A 16,818-nucleotide genomic window follows, 5' to 3' on the forward strand; every position below is an offset into this window, starting at 1 on the left:
GTGACGCTTTTTTTGGCTATCTTCCGAAGATAGGCCAACCTGCTTTTCAGATCTGTCAGGCAATGTTAATGAATGCGCGATGACAACAGATTTTCGAAAATCGGATCGGTCTGATGGACGTTTTTTCGGAAGTATGTGGATTCGAATATCCGTCAACTGACTATCGGTTTTACTGCAACGCAGACGGAGAGGCGGCATCGGCCCGCCTTTGCCGTCACGGATCAACCCGTTAGTGCCTCGTCGCGAGAGCGCTCAAGGTCAAGTTGCTGCCCTTGCCGTTCGCAAAGATGGGAAGCGGCCAGTGCGAGGCGTTCATACTGCACCGCATCGACAGGCGGGCGGGCATGCCGGGCTATCTCCCGGATACCGGGACAGGATCGGGCAGATGGCCGCTCAGACCGCGCACTCATGGGAATACACGTGCAAGTTCTGCCCTGTAGGCGATTCCTGGCTACGATGTTCCAGAAATGTCAGCTATGCGATGCATGCAAATGCCCCGCACACGGGCAACGCTAATTGACCGACAACACAACAAGAAAAGGCCAAAGAAGCCAGACCAACGAAAGAAAACCGTCCCGCATCCAAGCAATTTCCGGCGCACAATGCCAATGGTGCATCCCGCCGCGCCGCACCAGGCGCACAATTTGCGTCCACCCCCGTCCACTCCCGCCGCACGAGGATCGCCGCCGATGACCCGCTACCGCGATTTCCACCGCCGCTCGATCGAACACCCCGAAGCCTTCTGGCGCGAAGAAGCCCAGCGCATTCACTGGCACACGCCATTCGGCACCGTGCTCGACCGCTCGAAGCCGCCATTCGCGCGCTGGTTCGTCGGCGGCCGCACAAACCTCTGTCATAACGCGGTCGACCGACATCTGGCCGAGCGCGCACAGCAAAACGCGCTGGTCTACGTATCGACCGAAACCGGCATCGAGCGGCAGTACACTTACGCCGAGCTGTACGCCGAAATCAACCGCATGGCCGCGGTCATGCGTTCGCTCGGCGTGAAGCGCGGCGACGTCGTGCTGATCTATCTGCCGATGATCCCCGAGGCACTGTTCGCGATGCTCGCCTGCGCGCGGCTGGGCGCGATCCACTCGGTCGTGTTCGGCGGCTTCGCGGCGCCGAACCTCGCCGCGCGGATCGACGACGCGAAGCCGGTGCTGATCGTGACCGCCGACGCCGGCGCGCGCGGCGGCAAAGTGGTCGACTACACGCCGCTCGTCGACGAAGCGCTGTCGCGCGCGAAGCACAAGACACCGCACGTGCTGCTGATCGACCGGCAGCTCGCGCCCGAGCGCCTGAACGCGCCCTACCTCGTCGCCTACGAGCCGCTGCGCGAACAGTTCTTCGACGCCCACGTGCCGTGCGAATGGCTCGAATCGAACGAGCCGTCGTACGTGCTTTACACGTCGGGCACGACCGGCAAGCCGAAGGGCGTGCAGCGCGATGTGGGCGGCTATGCGGTCGCGCTCGCGGCATCGATGGAATACATCTTCGAGGGCAAGGCCGGCGACACGATGTTCACCGCGTCCGACGTCGGCTGGGTGGTCGGCCACAGCTACATCGTGTACGCGCCGCTGATCGCGGGGCTGACCACGGTGATGTACGAAGGCACGCCGATTCGCCCGGACGGCGGCATCTGGTGGCGCCTCGTCGAACAGCACAAGATCAACCTGATGTTCACCGCGCCGACGGCGATTCGCGTGCTGAAGAAGCAGGACCCGGCGCTGATGAAGGCAGCCGATCTGTCGAGCCTGCGCACGCTGTTTCTCGCCGGCGAACCGCTCGACGAACCGACCGCCGAATGGATCTCGACCGCGCTGAACAAGCCGGTGATCGACAACTACTGGCAGACCGAAACCGGCTGGCCGATGCTCGCGATTCCGCGCGGCATCGAGGTACTGCCGACCAAGCTCGGCTCGCCGGGCGTACCGTCGGTCGGCTATAGCCTGACCGTGCGCGACGAGCTGACCGGCGAGCCGTGCGCGCCCGGCGAGAAAGGCGTGCTGACGCTCGACTATCCGCTGCCGCCGGGCTGCATGTCGACGGTGTGGGGCGACGATAAGCGCTTCGTCGGCACCTACTGGTCGAGCGTGCCGAACCAGCAGGTCTATTCGACGTTCGACTGGGGCGTGCAGGACGAGGACGGCTACGTGACGATCCTCGGCCGCACCGACGACGTGATCAACGTCGCGGGCCATCGGCTCGGCACGCGCGAGATCGAGGAGGCGCTGTCGAGCCATGCGGCCGTCGCGGAAGTCGCGGTGGTCGGCGTGACCGATCCGGTAAAGGGTCAGGCGGCGATGGCCTTCGTCGTGCTGCGCGGCGCGCAAAGCGAAGGCGACCCGAGCGAGCGCGCGCGGCTCGCCGCCGAGCTGACGATGACGGTCGACCGCCATCTCGGCTCGATTGCGCGGCCCGCGCGCGTGGTGATGGTATCGATGCTGCCGAAGACGCGCTCCGGCAAGCTATTGCGCCGCGCTATCGCGGCGCTCGCCGAGGGACGCGAGCCCGGAGATCTGCCGACGATCGAAGATCCGGCCGCGCTACAGCAGGTGCGCGACGCGCTCGGCGACGGCACGAAGAAATGAATCGGCGGGCGCTCAGCCCGCGGCGTGCCGCGTGCCCAAAAAGCGCGCGAGGATCGCGTTCGAATACGTGCCCGCGATGCCGGTCAGAAACGACATGAACGATCCGGGGGCGTGATCGTCGGCCGTATCGGAAATCGTGCGCACGACCGCGCACAGCACGCCGTACTCGTAGCAGACCTGCGCGATCGCCGCGCCCTCCATCTCGACCGCGAGCGCGTCGGGCAGCGCGTTGCGCAAAGCCGCGACGGCCGCCGCGCTCGCGACGAACTGATCGCCGCTGACGATCAAGCCGCGATGCACGCGCGGCTCGCGCGTGCCGAACCGGGCGGCGCAGGCCGCGCCTTCTTCGGCGACGAACTGCTCGCATGCGAGCGTGAGACGATCGGCGAGCGCCGCATCGGCGGCAAAGCGCGACATGCCGAGCAGCGGCACCTCGAAGCGCGGAAACAGCGGCGACGCGTCGAGATCGTGCTGCATCAGCGTGCTCGCGACGACGATATCGCCGACATGCACATCGACCCCGACCCCACCCGCGACACCGGTGAACACCACGGCTTCGACATCGAACGCGTGAATCAGCGCGCTGACCGTCGCGGCCGCCGCGACCTTGCCGACGCGCGCGAGCGTGACGACACACGGCTTGCCGTGCACGGTGCCGACGTGGTAGTCACGCTGGCCGTACTTGACCGTGCGCACGCCGGACTCGGCGCGCATCGCTTCGATCAGGTCGCCGAGTTCCTGCGGCAACGCGGCCAGAATGCCGAGCGGTCGGCGCGCACCATGGCTGAGGTTCAAGGGCGTGCTCATTCGACCGCCTGCAATTTTGCCACCGCCAGCGCCAGCCACTTTTCGCCGTGCCGCTTGAAGCGGACCTGCGCTTTCGCGTCGGCGCCGTTGCCTTCGAGCGCGGTGATCGTGCCTTCGCCGAACTTCGTGTGGAACACCTGCTGGCCGACGCGGAAGCCCGTTTCGGCCGCGCGTTGCTCGTTCGCGAAGGCCGGCGCCGGCGCAGAAGTCACCGCGGCCGCCGAACCGCCGCCGTAGCCCGGCCGCGCAAACCAGTCGCGCCCGTAGCCGGCGTTGTCCGAGCGACCGCCCCAGCGCGAGCCCGCCTCGACCTTCGGCGTGAGCCACTTCAGCGTTTCCTGCGGCAATTCGTCGAAGAAACGCGAGCGGATGTTGTAGCGGGTCTGACCGTGCAGCATCCGGCTCTGCGCGAACGACAGATACAGCCGCTCCTTCGCGCGCGTGATCGCGACATACATCAGGCGCCGCTCTTCTTCGAGGCCGTCCGCCTCCATCGCGCTGTTCTCGTGCGGGAACAGCCCTTCTTCGAGACCGGTGATGAACACCGCGGTGAATTCGAGCCCTTTTGCCGCGTGCACCGTCATCAGTTGCACCGCTTCCTGGCCGGCCTGCGCCTGGTTGTCGCCCGCTTCGAGCGACGCGTGCGACAGGAAGCCCGCGAGCGGCGTCATCGTGTCGGGGTTTTGCGCGGGATCGGCGATGCCCGGGGCGTCGAGAACCACCGTGTTCGGATCGTCGGTCGCGACCGCGAGTTCGGGCGCGGCGCTGGCGCCCGGGCGCAGCGGGATCGAACGCGCAGGCGTATCGAGCCCGTAGCCTTCCTCGCTGACGAACGCGGCGGCCGCGTTGACGAGTTCCTGCAAGTTCTCGAGCCGTTCCTGGCCTTCGCGCTCGTTCTGATAGAAGTCGGCGAGACCGCTCGCGCGGACCACGTACTCGACGGTCTCCGGCAGGCTCATCTGCTGCGTGTCGGCGCGCATCTTGCCGACCAGGTTCGCGAACGCGGCGAGACTCGAGCCCGCCTTGCCAGCGACGTACGGAATCGCCGCGGCCATCGAGCAGTTGTACAGACGCGCCGCGTCGGCGAGCTGTTCGATCGAACGCGCGCCGATGCCGCGGGTCGGGAAATTGACGACGCGGCCGAACGCGGTGTCGTCGTTCGGGTTGTCGATCAGGCGAAGGTACGCGAGCGCGTGCTTGACTTCCTGACGCTCGAAAAAGCGCAGGCCGCCGTACACGCGGTACGCGATGCCCGCATTGACGAGCGTGTGCTCGATCGTGCGCGACTGCGCGTTGCTGCGGTAGAGCACCGCGATCTCGCTGCGCGACAGGCCGTTGTTGATGAGCGCGCGGATCTCTTCGACGATCCAGCCGGCCTCCTGCGAATCGGTCGCCGATTCGTAGACGCGCACCGGTTCGCCGTGGCCTGCGTCGGTGCGCAGATTCTTGCCGAGCCGGCGCGAGTTGTTCGCGATCAGCTGGTTCGCCGCATCGAGAATATGGCCGTGCGAGCGATAGTTCTGCTCGAGCTTGATCAGATTGCGCACGTTGAACTCGTGCTCGAAGTCGCGCATGTTGCCGACGTTCGCGCCGCGGAACGCATAGATCGACTGGTCGTCGTCACCGACCGCGAAGATCGCGTTGTGCTGGCCCGCGAGCAGCTTGAGCCACGCGTATTGCAGCTTGTTGGTGTCCTGAAACTCGTCGACGAGGATGTGCCTGAAGCGCGCCTGGTAATGCGCGCGCAGCGGCGGATTATGCGCGAGCAGCTCGTAGCAGCGCAGCAGCAGCTCGGGGAAATCGACGACGCCTTCGCGCTGGCATTGCTGATCGTAGGCTTCGTAGAGCTCGACGAACTTGCGGTTGAAGTTGTCGGTGGCGTCGACGTCTTTGGGGCGCAGGCCCTGCTCTTTCGCGTTGTTGATGAAGTACTGGAGGTTTTTCGCCGGGTACTTTTCGTCGTCGATGTTGAGGCCCTTCATCAGGCGCTTGATCGCCGACAGCTGGTCCGCGGTATCGAGAATCTGGAACGTGGCGGGCAGCCCGGCGTCGCGGTGATGCGCGCGCAGCATCCGGTTGCACAGGCCGTGGAACGTGCCGATCCACATGCCGCGCGTGTCGATCGGCAAGAGCGCCGAGAGGCGCGCCATCATTTCGCGGGCGGCTTTGTTGGTGAAGGTCACCGCGAGGACGGTCGCGGGGGACGCGAGGCCTTGCTGGATCAGCCACGCGATGCGGGTGATCAGGACGCGGGTTTTGCCGCTGCCGGCGCCCGCCAGGATCAGGGCGGGCTCGTTCGGGAGCGTTACGGCGGCGTGTTGTTCGGGGTTCAGATTGGAGAGGAGGTCGGGCATTTTTTTCGCGGAGCGCAGTTCGGGGGACATTATATGCCCCGGTGGGGGCGGCGCTTTTTTGTCGTTGTTCTGGCTCTTTGGCCTTTCCTTGCTGGCTTGTCGGTCTAATAGACCAATAACAAAGCAAGGAAAGGCCAAAGAACCCAGAACAACGACAAACCAAGCCGCCGGCAAGGCAAAACCCCTCGTTAGCTATAATCAACCATTCTCCGCCTCCAAAATCCTGCTTTTAACCAGAAACATGAGCGACACCCCGAGCGACCCGACCTCGACGCTTGCAAAAAGCTTCGAACCCCACACCATCGAAGCCCACTGGGGCCCTGAATGGGAAAAGCGCGCCTACGCCGCGCCCTCCTTCGACCCGAACCGCAAGGATTTCTCGATCCAGCTGCCGCCGCCGAACGTCACGGGCACGCTGCACATGGGCCACGCGTTCAACCAGACCATCATGGACGGTCTCACCCGCTATCACCGCATGCTCGGCGAAAACACGCTGTGGGTGCCGGGTACCGACCACGCGGGCATCGCCACGCAGATCGTCGTCGAACGTCAGCTCGACGCGCAGGGCGTGTCGCGCCACGACCTCGGCCGCGAAAAATTCGTCGAACGCGTGTGGGAGTGGAAGCAGCAGTCCGGCTCGACCATCACGAATCAGGTGCGCCGGCTCGGCGCGTCGATCGACTGGTCGCGCGAATACTTCACGATGGACGACAAGATGTCGGCCGCCGTGCGCGACGTGTTCGTGCGTCTGTATGAACAGGGTCTGATCTATCGCGGCAAGCGCCTCGTGAACTGGGACCCGGTGCTGCTCACCGCCGTGTCCGACCTCGAAGTGGTCAGCGAAGAAGAGAACGGCCACCTGTGGCACATCCACTATCCGTTGACCGACGGCTCGGGCCATCTGACCGTCGCCACCACCCGCCCGGAAACCATGCTCGGCGACACCGCCGTGATGGTGCACCCGGAAGACGAGCGCTACGCGCACCTGATCGGCAAGACCGTCACGCTGCCGCTGTCGAACCGCGAAGTGCCGATCATCGCCGACGATTACGTCGACCGCGAATTCGGCACCGGCGTCGTCAAGGTCACGCCCGCGCACGATTTCAACGACTATCAGGTCGGCCTACGCCACAAGCTGCCGCAGATCGAAATCCTCACGCTCGACGCGAGAATCAACGACAACGCGCCCGAAAAATACCGCGGCCTCGACCGTTTCGAAGCCCGCAAGCTGGTGGTCACCGATCTCGAAGCGCTCGGCGCGCTCGAATCGGTCAAGCCGCACAAGCTGATGGTGCCGCGCGGCGACCGCACCGGCGTCGTGATCGAGCCGATGCTGACCGACCAGTGGTTCGTCGCGATGAGCAAGCCGGCGCCCGAAGGCACGTTCAATCCGGGCAAGTCGATCGCCGAGACCGCGCTCGACGTCGTGCGCAACGGCCAGATCAAATTCGTGCCGGAGAACTGGACCACCACGTACTACCAGTGGCTCGAAAACATCCAGGACTGGTGCATTTCGCGTCAGTTGTGGTGGGGTCATCAGATTCCGGCGTGGTACGGCGAGAACGGCGAAGTGTTCGTCGCCAAGACTGAAGAGGACGCGCGCGCGAAGGCCGTCGCGGCCGGCTACACGGGCGCGCTGAAGCGCGACGAAGACGTGCTCGACACGTGGTTCTCGTCGGCTCTGGTGCCGTTCTCGTCGCTCGGCTGGCCGAACGAAACGGAAGAACTGAAGCACTTCATGCCGTCGTCGGTGCTCGTCACCGGCTTCGACATCATCTTCTTCTGGGTCGCGCGCATGGTCATGATGACCACGCACTTCACCGGCAAAGTGCCGTTCGACACGGTCTACGTGCACGGCCTCGTGCGCGACGCCGAAGGCCAGAAGATGTCCAAGAGCAAGGGCAACACGCTCGACCCGATCGATATCGTCGATGGCATCGACCTCGACGCGCTCGTCGCGAAACGCACCACCGGCCTGATGAACCCGAAGCAGGCCGCGTCGATCGAGAAGAAGACCCGCAAGGAGTTTCCGGACGGTATTCCGGCGTTCGGCACCGACGCGCTGCGCTTCACGATGGCGTCGATGGCCACGCTCGGCCGCAACGTCAATTTCGACCTCGCCCGCTGTGAAGGCTATCGCAACTTCTGCAACAAGCTGTGGAACGCCACGCGCTTCGTGCTGATGAACTGCGAAGGCCATGACTGCGGTTTCGGCCAACCGGCGCAATGTGGCGAATGCGGGCCAGAAGGCCATCTGCATTTCTCGCAGGCCGACCGCTGGATCGTGTCGCAGCTGCAGCGCGTGGAAGCGGAAGTCGCCAAGGGCTTTTCGGACTATCGTTTTGATAATGTGGCCAACGCCATATACAGGTTCGTCTGGGACGAATATTGTGACTGGTACGTCGAGCTCGCCAAGGTGCAGATCCAGACCGGGCAGCCGAACCAGCAGCGAGCCACGCGTCGCACGCTTTTGCGTGTGCTCGAAACGGTGCTGCGCCTCGCGCATCCGGTGATCCCGTTCATCACCGAAGCGCTGTGGCAGAAAGTGGCGCCGCTCGCGGGACGCTACCCGGAAGGCAAGGCCGAGGGCGAGGCGTCCATCATGGTGCAGCAGTACCCCATCGCGGAGCCGTCGAAGCTCGACGAAGACGCCGAGCAGTGGGCGAACGACCTCAAAGCGGTGATCGATGCATGCCGCAATCTGCGCGGCGAAATGAACTTGTCGCCGGCGGTGAAGGTGCCGTTGCTCGCCACCGGCAACGCGGAGCGTCTTCGTACGTTCGCGCCTTATGCTCAGGCGCTTGCGCGTCTGTCCGAGGTGCAGATCATTGCCGACGAGGCGGCGCTCGATGCCCAGGCGGATGGCGCGCCGATTGCTATCGTAGGAACGGACAAGCTCGTTTTGAAGGTCGAAATCGATGCGGCGGTCGAACGCGAACGCCTGTCGAAAGAGATCACCCGGTTGAGCGCCGAAATCGTGAAATGCAACGGTAAGCTGCAGAATCAGGCCTTCGTCGCGAAGGCGCCGGCCGCGGTCGTGGAACAGGAGCAGAAGCGGCTGGCCGATTTCGAAGCCACCGTCGGCAAGCTGAAGGCCCAACTGGCTCGCTTGCCGGCCTGATCGACGCGCCCGCCGTCCTCAACGGCGGGCATGGATTTAACCAGAGGACTCAGGGTATTCACATGCTAAAAGTTACGAAGGCGGTTTTTCCGGTAGCAGGTCTTGGCACCCGCTTCCTCCCCGCCACGAAGGCTAGCCCGAAGGAGATGTTGCCGATCGTCGACAAGCCGCTGATTCAGTACGCGGTCGAGGAGGCCATGGCGGCCGGCATCACCGAAATGATCTTCGTCACGGGCCGCAGCAAGCGCGCGATCGAAGACCATTTCGACAAGTCCTATGAGATCGAGGCCGAACTCGAAGCACGCGGCAAGGACAAGCTGCTCGAACTCGTGCGTAGCATCAAGCCGAGCCACGTCGACTGCTTCTACGTGCGCCAGGCCGAAGCACTAGGCCTCGGCCACGCGGTGCTGTGCGCCGAGAAGCTGGTCGGCGACAACCCGTTTGCCGTGATTCTCGCGGACGACCTGTTGTACGGCACGCCGCCCGTGATGACGCAGATGATCGAGGTGTTCGATCACTATCACAGCTCGGTGATCGGCGTCGAAGAGATCCCCCCGGAAGACACGAAGTCGTACGGCATCGTCGATGGCAAGGAATGGGAAGATTCGATCATCAAGATGTCGGGCATCATCGAAAAGCCGGAGCCGAGCGTGGCGCCGTCGAACCTCGGCGTGGTCGGCCGATATGTGCTGAAGCCGCGCATCTTCGATCACCTGCGCTCGATCAAACCGGGCGCGGGCGGCGAATTGCAACTGACGGACGCGATCCAGTCGCTGCTCGCCGATGAACAGGTGCTCGCGTACAAGTATCACGGCACGCGTTTCGACTGCGGCAGCAAGCTCGGCTACCTGAAGGCGACCGTCGAGTTCGCGCTGCGTCACCCGGAAGTGGCGTCCGATTTCGAAGAATATCTGCGTACCCGCTCGCCGGTCCTCGAAGGCTGACGCCAAGGTCAGGACGAAACGAAGAAGGCGCTGTACCCCGAATAATGGGGACAGCGCCTTCTTTTTTACATCGGACGGACAGATTTACCGAATGCTGCTCAACGGCGCCGCATCAGAAACGTAAACACCTTGTCATGCGCCGAGCTTTCGACGATCTCGTTGCCGGTCTGCTTCGCGAACGCGGCGAAATCGCGCTGCGAGCCGGGATCGGTGGCGAGCACCTTGAGAATCTGGCCGCTTTCCATGTCGGCGAGCGCTTTTTTGGCGCGCAGGATGGGCAGCGGGCACATGAGCCCGCGCGCATCGACTTCCTTGTGAATCTGAATTTGCATCGACGATGACCTTCGGGACGAGGCGTCGCTAACGACGCCGGACAGAGGGTCAAATTTTACAGCAGGCGGCGCGGCGGCGCCGGACAGCGCACCGCTACAGCGTCACCGCCCTGCCGCTTTGCAGCGACTCGCGCAGCGCGACGCCGATACGCGTCGCTTCGAGCGCATCGGCGAGCGTCGCGCCGCTCTGTTCCGCATCGCCCTTCCCCGGCCCTTTTTGCACCGATGCGACGAATGCGCGTGCCTCGTGCAGAAACGCGTCCTCGAAGCGGTCGAAAAAATTCGGCGTGCACTCGTTGCGAATACCGGTCGAGTCGTAGATCTCGACGCGGTTCGCGCGCGGATTGCGGCCGATCGTCAGCGCGCCTGCCGTACCGATGACTTCGCTATGCGTATCGTTGCCGTGCGCCTGCGTGCGCGACGCGTAGAACATCGCGAGCTTGCCGCCCTCGAATTCGCAGATCGCCACGCCGTTGTCGACGTCGCCGAATTCGCGCAGACCCTCGTGCAGCGCGATCGTGCCCGCCGCGAACACGCGTGTCGCGCGCGGCTTGCCGAGCAGCCAGCGGGCGACGTCGATGTCGTGCACCGTGCAGTCGAGAAAGATGCCGCCCGAGCTCGCCGCGAAGCGCACGAAGAAGCCGTCGTTGTCGTTTTTATCGGTGGTCTGCGAGCGCACGAGGAACGGCCGGCCGATCTGGCCGGCGGCGATTTTGTCGAACGCGTCACGGTAGCTCGGATCGAAGCGGCGCATGAAGCCGATCGTCGCTTGCAGATGCGGATAGCGCGCCGCTTCGGCCAGCACGCGCTCGCATTCGGCGACATCGAGCGACAGCGGTTTTTCGCAGAACACGTGCTTGCCGGCGCGTAACGCGTCGACGATCTGCTGCGCATGCAGCGACGACGGCGTGACGAGCCATACCGCATCGAGCTGCGGATCGGCGAGCAAGTCCGCGTAATCGGCGTAAAGACGCGGCTCGGGTAGCGCATCGCGCGCCCACGCGAGTTCCTCTTCGAGCGGACTGCACGCGGCCGCGAGCGTCGCGCCCGGCACGCGATACGCGAGATTCTCCGCATGCCGCTTGCCAAGCCGCCCAAGGCCGACCACGCCGATCCGCAAGCGCTCCGTGGCGGGCTTCATCACGCGGCCTCGCCGAGTTTGACCGCACGCCCCTCGCGCCATGAACGCGTCGCGGCTTCCGCGAGTTCGAGCGCTTTCAGGCCATCGGCGACGGTCGTGCGCACCGGTTTGCCGTGCGTGACCGCGTCGAAGAAATGCGCGATTTCTAGCGCGTAGGCCGCGCGGTAGCGTTCGAGAAAGAACGCCTCGGGCACGTCGGTCGATACTTTCGTCTTCGCGTACGCAGTGACTTCGGTCGGCCGGATGTTGCCCGCTTGCAGCATGCCGGTGCTGCCGAGCACTTCGAAGCGCTGGTCGTAACCGTACGCGGCGCGCCGCGTGGTGTTGATCTGGCACAGGCGGCCGCGCCTCGTGCGGATCGTCACCGCGGTCGAATCGACGTCGCCCGCGTCGGCGATCGCGGGGTCGGTGAGGCAACTGCCGGTGGCGTGCAGCGTGTCGGCTTCGTCGTCGAGAATCCACCGGCAGATGTCGAAGTCGTGAATCAGCATGTCCTTGAAGATGCCGCCGGAGCGCCGGATGTAGTCGACCGGCGGCGCGCCAGGGTCGCGGCTCGTGATGACCAGCATCTCGGGCGTGCCGATCTCGCCAGCGTCCAGACGCGCTTTCAATGCGGCAAACGTCGGATCGAAGCGCCGCTGAAACCCGATCATGCACACGACACCCGCGCGCTCCACGGCGTGCGCGCACATCCGCGCGCGCTCCAGCGTCAGATCGACCGGCTTCTCGCAGAACACGTGCTTGTTCTGCGCGGCCGATTGGACGATCAGGTCCGCATGCGTGTCGGTGCTCGAACAGATCACGGTCGCGCCGATCGACGCGTCGCCGATCGCGCCGTCGATATCCGCGACCTGCGCGCCATGCTGCGCGGCGAGCGCGGCGGCCGCGTCGCGATTCACGTCGACCACGTATTTGAGCCGCACGCCGGGCTGCCGCGCGAGATTCGCCGCATGGATCTTGCCGATGCGTCCCGCGCCGAATACCGCGACGTCGATCGTGCTTACCGCGTCAGTCATCGTAGCCTCCAGTGTCGTTGGATTCTTCAACGTTCAGTTCGAGCTTGTACGCGAGCGCGATGAACAGCGCCTGGCACAGGCAGATCGTGCTGGTCAGCGAGCGGAACGCGAACGCGCTGCCCTCTTTCACGTAGAGTTGCGTGCTCGCGTAGCGCGCGAGCGGCGATAGCTGGCTATCCGTGATGACGAGCGTCTTCGCCTGATGATGATGCGCGACGCGCAGACAGTACTGCGTCTCCTTGCCGTACGGCGCGAAGCTGATCGCAATCACCACGTCGCCCTTCCTGACGCTGCGGATCTGCTCGCGATACATGCCGCCGAAGCCGGACACCAGATGCACGCGCTTGTGCGTGTGCTGCAACGCATAGACGATGTAGCTCGCGACCGGAAACGAGCGCCGAACGCCGATCACGTAGATGTTGTCGGCCTGCTGCAGCATCTTCACGGCGGCGTCGAACTGCTTGTCGTCGAGTCCCGCTTCGAGTTCTTCGAGGCCGCCGCGCGACGCGGCGATAAACTCGCGCGCGACCGCGCCACCCGACAGCGTGCCGGGCTTCTCGTCGATCAGCTTGCGGATGCGCTGCTGATAGCTCGACGACGACACGCCCTGCCCCGTATACGCCTGACGAAACACCGCCTGCAAATCGGAAAACCCGGAAAAGCCGAACCGCTGCGCAAAGCGCACGACCGCCGACGGGTGCACACCGCAGCTCGCGGCGATATCGCTGGTGCGATCCATCATCACGCTCGAGCGATGCTGCTCGATATATGAAGCCACGCTCTTCAACTGCCGAGGCAGCGACTCGTAGGTATCCGCGATGCGCTGCATCAATTCGTCGACGCTCGGCAACGCCTCTTCGGTGATCTGTTCCGCCATGACTGCCTCTCGGGGTTTCCTGCAATGCGACAGACGCGCCCGCGGCCCGCCGCAACGCGCATCCGACGTTGCCGAGTATAGGCGGGCGCCCCATCAAATGGAACGTATTTTCCATTTTTATTTGTCATGAAATTTTCTTTGCAAGGCCTCGGAAGATGACCTACTCTTGGTCGTGAGCGATGGCGCTTCGGCCTCGTTGTGTGGGTCATCGGAATGGCAAGCCACCCGCCAGGCGCTCCCTCAATAACGAACGACAGACCGAGAAAGGTGGAGACAATGAGACTTTGCAGAGGCAAGGCAACGCTCAGGATTCTGGTGACGGCGTTGACGTTGGCGACGGGATTCGGCGCGGCCTCGGCCGCCCGCGCGGCGGACGCCCACTTCGTGCTGATCAGCCACGCGCCGGATTCGGACTCGTGGTGGAACACGATCAAGAACGCGATCAAGCAGGCGGACGAGGACTTCAACGTTCAGACCGACTACCGCAACCCGCCGAACGGCGACATCGCCGACATGGCGCGTCTCGTCGAACAGGCGGCCGCACGCAACTATGACGGCGTGATCGTATCGATCGCCGACTTCGACGTGCTGAAGAGCTCGATCGGGAAGGTCACCGAGAAACATATTCCGCTCGTCACGATCAACTCCGGCACCGAAGAGCAAAGCGCGAAGCTCGGCGCGATCATGCACGTCGGCCAGCCCGAGTTCGCGGCCGGCAAAGCCGCCGGCGAAAAGGCCAAGGCCGCCGGCATCAAGTCGTTCCTGTGCGTGAACCACTACGCGACGAACCCGGCTTCGTTCGAACGCTGCCGCGGTTTCGCCGAAGCGATCGGCGCCAACTTCAAAACCTCGACGCTCGACGTGGGCCAGGACCCGACCGGCGTGCAGTCGAAAGTCAGCGCGTTCCTGCGCAATCATCCGGATACCCAGGCGGTGCTGACGCTCGGTCCGCTATCGGCCGACCCGACCTTGAAGGCGCTGCAGCAGATGGGCCTCGCCGGCAAGATCTGGTTCGCGACCTTCGACTTCGATAGCGACATCGCGAAGGGCATCCAGGACGGCACGATCCAGTTCGCGATCGACCAGCAACCGTACTTGCAGGGCTATATCCCGGTCGCCGTGCTGGCGATCGCGAAGAAGAACAACACCACCGATCCCGTGAAGATCCGCGAGGTCCTGCAGGCGAATCCGAAGTTCAAGGAGCGCCTCGCGACCTATGGGCTCGCACCGTCGTATGGGCCGCGCAATATCGGCTCGGGTCCAGGCTTCATCACCAAGGAAAATGTCGACAAGGTGCTGAAGTACGCGGGTCAGTACCGCTAAGCGCACGGCATCGCATCGCGTCGCGCGATCAGGCCGCCGCGCCAGCGGCAAGGTTCAAAAGGCAGTGACCGGTGGGACGCATTGCGTCTTGCCGGCACTCGCCCGCTCAGCGGACATGCCGCCAAGCGGATATACCGCCCAGCGGACATGCCGCCCGGCGGATTCACAAACGCCCAACGCATTGCGCCGACTCGCCGGTCGCGGGCGTATCAAGGAGAGCTTCAATGGGTGTCGCCGACCTGTTTCATCCCCATCACCGCAAGCAACCGCCGTCCGATCCGCAGGACCCTGCGCAGTCTGGCGCGACGACCGCCTCGCAATCCGCTGCCGTCGACGAACGCGTGCGCGAGGAATCCTGGTTCCGCCATCTGCTCGGCCGACCGGAATTCGCGGCGCTCGCCGGCACCGTGATGGTGTTCATCGTGTTCGGCCTGGCCGCCGGCAACTCGGGGATGTTCAACCTCGACGGCGTGATGAACTGGTCGCAGGTCGCCGCCTATCTTGGTCTGATCTCGGTCGGCGCATGCCTGCTGATGATCGCCGGCGAGTTCGATCTGTCGATCGGCTCGATGATCGGCTTTGCCGGCATGATGGTCGCGTTGCCGACCATGTACTTCCACTGGCCGATCTGGCTTGCGATCGTGTTCGCGTTCGTCGGCTCGATGCTGCTCGGCGCGCTCAACGGCTATCTGGTGATACGCACGCGTCTGCCGTCGTTCATCGTCACGCTTGCGTTCCTGTTCATTCTGCGCGGTCTGACGCTCGCGCTATCGGTGATGTTCGCCGATCGCACGATCATCTCCGGCGTCGGCGACGTCGCACGTCAGGACTGGTTCGCGCACACGTTCTTCCAGGGCGTCGCGTTCCGAGGTCTGTTCGTATGGCTTGGCCACCTCGGTCTCGTGAAGATGCTCGACAACGGCGCGCCGCTGGTGCCGGGCATTCCCAAGGTGCTGCTGTGGTGGTTCGTGCTCGCGGTGGTCTGCGCGTTCACGCTCGCGAAGACGCGCTTCGGCAACTGGATTTTCGCGGTCGGCGGCGATGCCAACGCGGCCAAGAATGTCGGCGTGCCAGTGCGTCGCGTGAAGATCTCGCTGTTCGTGCTGACCGCGTTCTGCTCGGCCCTGTATGCGGTGCTACAGGTGTGCGATATCGGCTCGGCCGCGGCCGACCGTGGTTTGCAGGCGGAGTTCGAGGCGATCATCGCCGCGGTGATCGGCGGCACGCTGCTGACGGGCGGCTACGGCTCGGTGGTCGGCGCCTGCTTCGGCGCGCTGATCTTCGGCGTCGTGCAGATCGGCATCACGTACACCAACGTCGATTCCGACTGGTTCCGCGTGTTTCTCGGCGTGATGCTGCTGTTCGCCGTGCTGTTCAACCACTACGTACGCGGCCGCGTCGCGGCATCGCGCTAGACGGAGGTTCACGATGAGCACCCCCGAACCGAACCCGGACGACATCATCCTGTCGCTCGAAAACGTCAGCCGCTATTTCGGCAACATCATCGCGCTGAACGACATCACGCTGCGGCTCAAACGCGGTGAAGTGCATTGTCTGCTCGGCGACAACGGCGCGGGCAAATCGACGCTGATCAAGACGCTCGCGGGCGTGTATCAGCCGAGCAAGGGCACCTACCGGGTGGACGGCAAGCCGGTGCATTTCACGTCACCGAAAGACGCGCTCGATCTCGGCATCGCAACCGTCTATCAGGATCTCGCGCTGGTGCCGCTGCTCTCGGTCGCGCGCAATTTCTTCATGGGCCGCGAACCGCAGAGAAAGCTGTTCGGGTTTCTCAACGTGATGGACCTCGAAACCTGCGCAATCACCGCGCGCGACAAGCTCGCCGAAATGGGCATCAATGTGCGCGACCCGCATCAGCCGATCGGCACGATGTCGGGCGGCGAGCGCCAATGCCTGGCCATCGCGCGTGCGATTCACTTCGGCGCGCGCGTGCTGATTCTCGACGAACCGACCGCCGCACTCGGCGTCAAGCAGAGCTTCAACGTGCTGAAGCTGATCCATAAGGCGCGCGCCAAAGGCATCTCGGTGATCTTCATCACGCACAACGTGCACCACGCGTATCCGATCGGCGATTCGTTCACGCTGCTCAATCGTGGACGCTCGCTCGGCACCTTCACCAAACAGACGATCAGCAAGGATGAAGTGCTCGACATGATGGCCGGCGGCGCCGAGATGCAGAAGATGATCGGCGAACTCGAAGGCGCGACGATCTGACTGATTCGTGCGGTCCGTCCGGCGCCGACGCGTTTCGCCCGGCCAGCCATCGCGCACTCACCGCGCACTGTTAT

General features: G+C 64.2%; 12 protein-coding genes. 6 read left to right on the top strand and 6 right to left on the bottom strand.

From position 1 onward, the window contains the following. Nucleotides 1-608: 608 nt before the first annotated feature. The gene (locus tag VSR82_RS03885) at nt 609-2,594 is read left to right on the top strand and encodes a propionate--CoA ligase (RefSeq protein WP_498857498.1); all 1,986 of its coding nucleotides are present in this window, start codon (nt 609-611) and stop codon (nt 2,592-2,594) included. Nucleotides 2,595-2,606: 12 nt separating this feature from the next. Here VSR82_RS03885 and VSR82_RS03890 read toward each other — a convergent pair whose 3' ends face one another. Both VSR82_RS03890 and VSR82_RS03895 read right to left on the bottom strand, forming a co-directional pair. After that, nucleotides 2,607-3,401 carry a 5'-methylthioadenosine/adenosylhomocysteine nucleosidase gene (locus VSR82_RS03890; RefSeq protein WP_429458593.1) on the bottom strand — a complete coding sequence of 265 codons (795 nt, stop codon included), beginning with the start codon at nt 3,399-3,401 and terminating at the stop codon, nt 2,607-2,609. Further along, the gene (locus VSR82_RS03895) at nt 3,398-5,755 is read right to left on the bottom strand and encodes a UvrD-helicase domain-containing protein (protein ID WP_410847779.1); all 2,358 of its coding nucleotides are present in this window, start codon (nt 5,753-5,755) and stop codon (nt 3,398-3,400) included. Before VSR82_RS03895 ends, VSR82_RS03890 begins: the two co-directional genes overlap by 4 nt. A 241-nt stretch (nt 5,756-5,996) precedes the next feature. On the opposite strand from VSR82_RS03895, the gene VSR82_RS03900 reads away from it, so the two are divergent. After that, on the top strand, nt 5,997-8,876 hold the full coding sequence (locus VSR82_RS03900) for a valine--tRNA ligase (RefSeq protein WP_429458592.1): 2,880 nt from the start codon (nt 5,997-5,999) through the stop codon (nt 8,874-8,876). A gap of 62 nt (nt 8,877-8,938) precedes the next feature. Then, a complete protein-coding gene (gene galU / locus VSR82_RS03905) occupies nt 8,939-9,820 on the top strand; it encodes a UTP--glucose-1-phosphate uridylyltransferase GalU (protein WP_368587190.1) in 882 nt (293 codons plus the stop codon). A gap of 98 nt (nt 9,821-9,918) precedes the next feature. On the opposite strand, the gene VSR82_RS03910 is transcribed toward galU, so the two are convergent. From VSR82_RS03910 to VSR82_RS03925, 4 genes are all read right to left on the bottom strand, one after another. Further along, entirely contained in the window at nt 9,919-10,146 is a 228-nt protein-coding gene (locus VSR82_RS03910) for a sulfurtransferase TusA family protein (protein WP_026225937.1), read from the bottom strand. Between the two features lie 100 nt (nt 10,147-10,246). Then, complete coding sequence (locus VSR82_RS03915; RefSeq protein WP_429458590.1) at nt 10,247-11,293, bottom strand: Gfo/Idh/MocA family oxidoreductase; 1,047 nt, start codon at nt 11,291-11,293, stop codon at nt 10,247-10,249. Further along, the gene (gene iolG / locus VSR82_RS03920) at nt 11,293-12,309 is read right to left on the bottom strand and encodes an inositol 2-dehydrogenase (RefSeq protein ID WP_429458589.1); all 1,017 of its coding nucleotides are present in this window, start codon (nt 12,307-12,309) and stop codon (nt 11,293-11,295) included. The genes VSR82_RS03915 and iolG overlap by 1 nt, the downstream gene beginning before the upstream one ends. Beyond that, on the bottom strand, nt 12,302-13,186 hold the full coding sequence (locus VSR82_RS03925; RefSeq protein ID WP_368587193.1) for a MurR/RpiR family transcriptional regulator: 885 nt from the start codon (nt 13,184-13,186) through the stop codon (nt 12,302-12,304). Before VSR82_RS03925 ends, iolG begins: the two co-directional genes overlap by 8 nt. Before the next feature lie 276 nt (nt 13,187-13,462). Here VSR82_RS03925 and VSR82_RS03930 point away from each other — a divergent pair, with 276 nt between their 5' ends. The 3 genes from VSR82_RS03930 to VSR82_RS03940 all read left to right on the top strand — a co-directional run bounded on the left by VSR82_RS03930 (nt 13,463) and on the right by VSR82_RS03940 (nt 16,744). Beyond that, the gene (locus VSR82_RS03930) at nt 13,463-14,509 is read left to right on the top strand and encodes a sugar ABC transporter substrate-binding protein (protein WP_368587194.1); all 1,047 of its coding nucleotides are present in this window, start codon (nt 13,463-13,465) and stop codon (nt 14,507-14,509) included. Nucleotides 14,510-14,733: 224 nt separating this feature from the next. Next, nucleotides 14,734-15,924: an ABC transporter permease gene (locus VSR82_RS03935; protein ID WP_368587195.1), complete on the top strand. Its 1,191-nt coding sequence runs from the start codon at nt 14,734-14,736 to the stop codon at nt 15,922-15,924. Nucleotides 15,925-15,937: 13 nt separating this feature from the next. Then, on the top strand, nt 15,938-16,744 hold the full coding sequence (locus VSR82_RS03940; RefSeq protein ID WP_410849503.1) for an ATP-binding cassette domain-containing protein: 807 nt from the start codon (nt 15,938-15,940) through the stop codon (nt 16,742-16,744). Nucleotides 16,745-16,818 lie beyond the last annotated feature (74 nt).

The sequence above is a fragment of the Burkholderia sp. JPY481 genome (assembly GCF_038900515.1).
In the GTDB taxonomy this organism is placed as follows: Bacteria; Pseudomonadota; Gammaproteobacteria; order Burkholderiales; family Burkholderiaceae; genus Paraburkholderia; species Paraburkholderia youngii.

Bases quoted from the DNA above. Each gene is read 5' to 3' on its own strand.
- VSR82_RS03885 (WP_498857498.1), top strand. From the start codon at position 609: ATGGTGCATCCCGCCGCGCCGCACCAGGCGCACAATTTGCGTCCACCC.
- VSR82_RS03890 (WP_429458593.1), bottom strand. From the start codon at position 3,401: ATGAGCACGCCCTTGAACCTCAGCCATGGTGCGCGCCGACCGCTCGGC.
- VSR82_RS03895 (WP_410847779.1), bottom strand. From the start codon at position 5,755: ATGCCCGACCTCCTCTCCAATCTGAACCCCGAACAACACGCCGCCGTA.
- VSR82_RS03900 (WP_429458592.1), top strand. From the start codon at position 5,997: ATGAGCGACACCCCGAGCGACCCGACCTCGACGCTTGCAAAAAGCTTC.
- galU (WP_368587190.1), top strand. From the start codon at position 8,939: ATGCTAAAAGTTACGAAGGCGGTTTTTCCGGTAGCAGGTCTTGGCACC.
- VSR82_RS03915 (WP_429458590.1), bottom strand. From the start codon at position 11,293: ATGAAGCCCGCCACGGAGCGCTTGCGGATCGGCGTGGTCGGCCTTGGG.
- iolG (WP_429458589.1), bottom strand. From the start codon at position 12,309: ATGACTGACGCGGTAAGCACGATCGACGTCGCGGTATTCGGCGCGGGA.
- VSR82_RS03925 (WP_368587193.1), bottom strand. From the start codon at position 13,186: ATGGCGGAACAGATCACCGAAGAGGCGTTGCCGAGCGTCGACGAATTG.
- VSR82_RS03930 (WP_368587194.1), top strand. From the start codon at position 13,463: ATGAGACTTTGCAGAGGCAAGGCAACGCTCAGGATTCTGGTGACGGCG.
- VSR82_RS03935 (WP_368587195.1), top strand. From the start codon at position 14,734: ATGGGTGTCGCCGACCTGTTTCATCCCCATCACCGCAAGCAACCGCCG.
- VSR82_RS03940 (WP_410849503.1), top strand. From the start codon at position 15,938: ATGAGCACCCCCGAACCGAACCCGGACGACATCATCCTGTCGCTCGAA.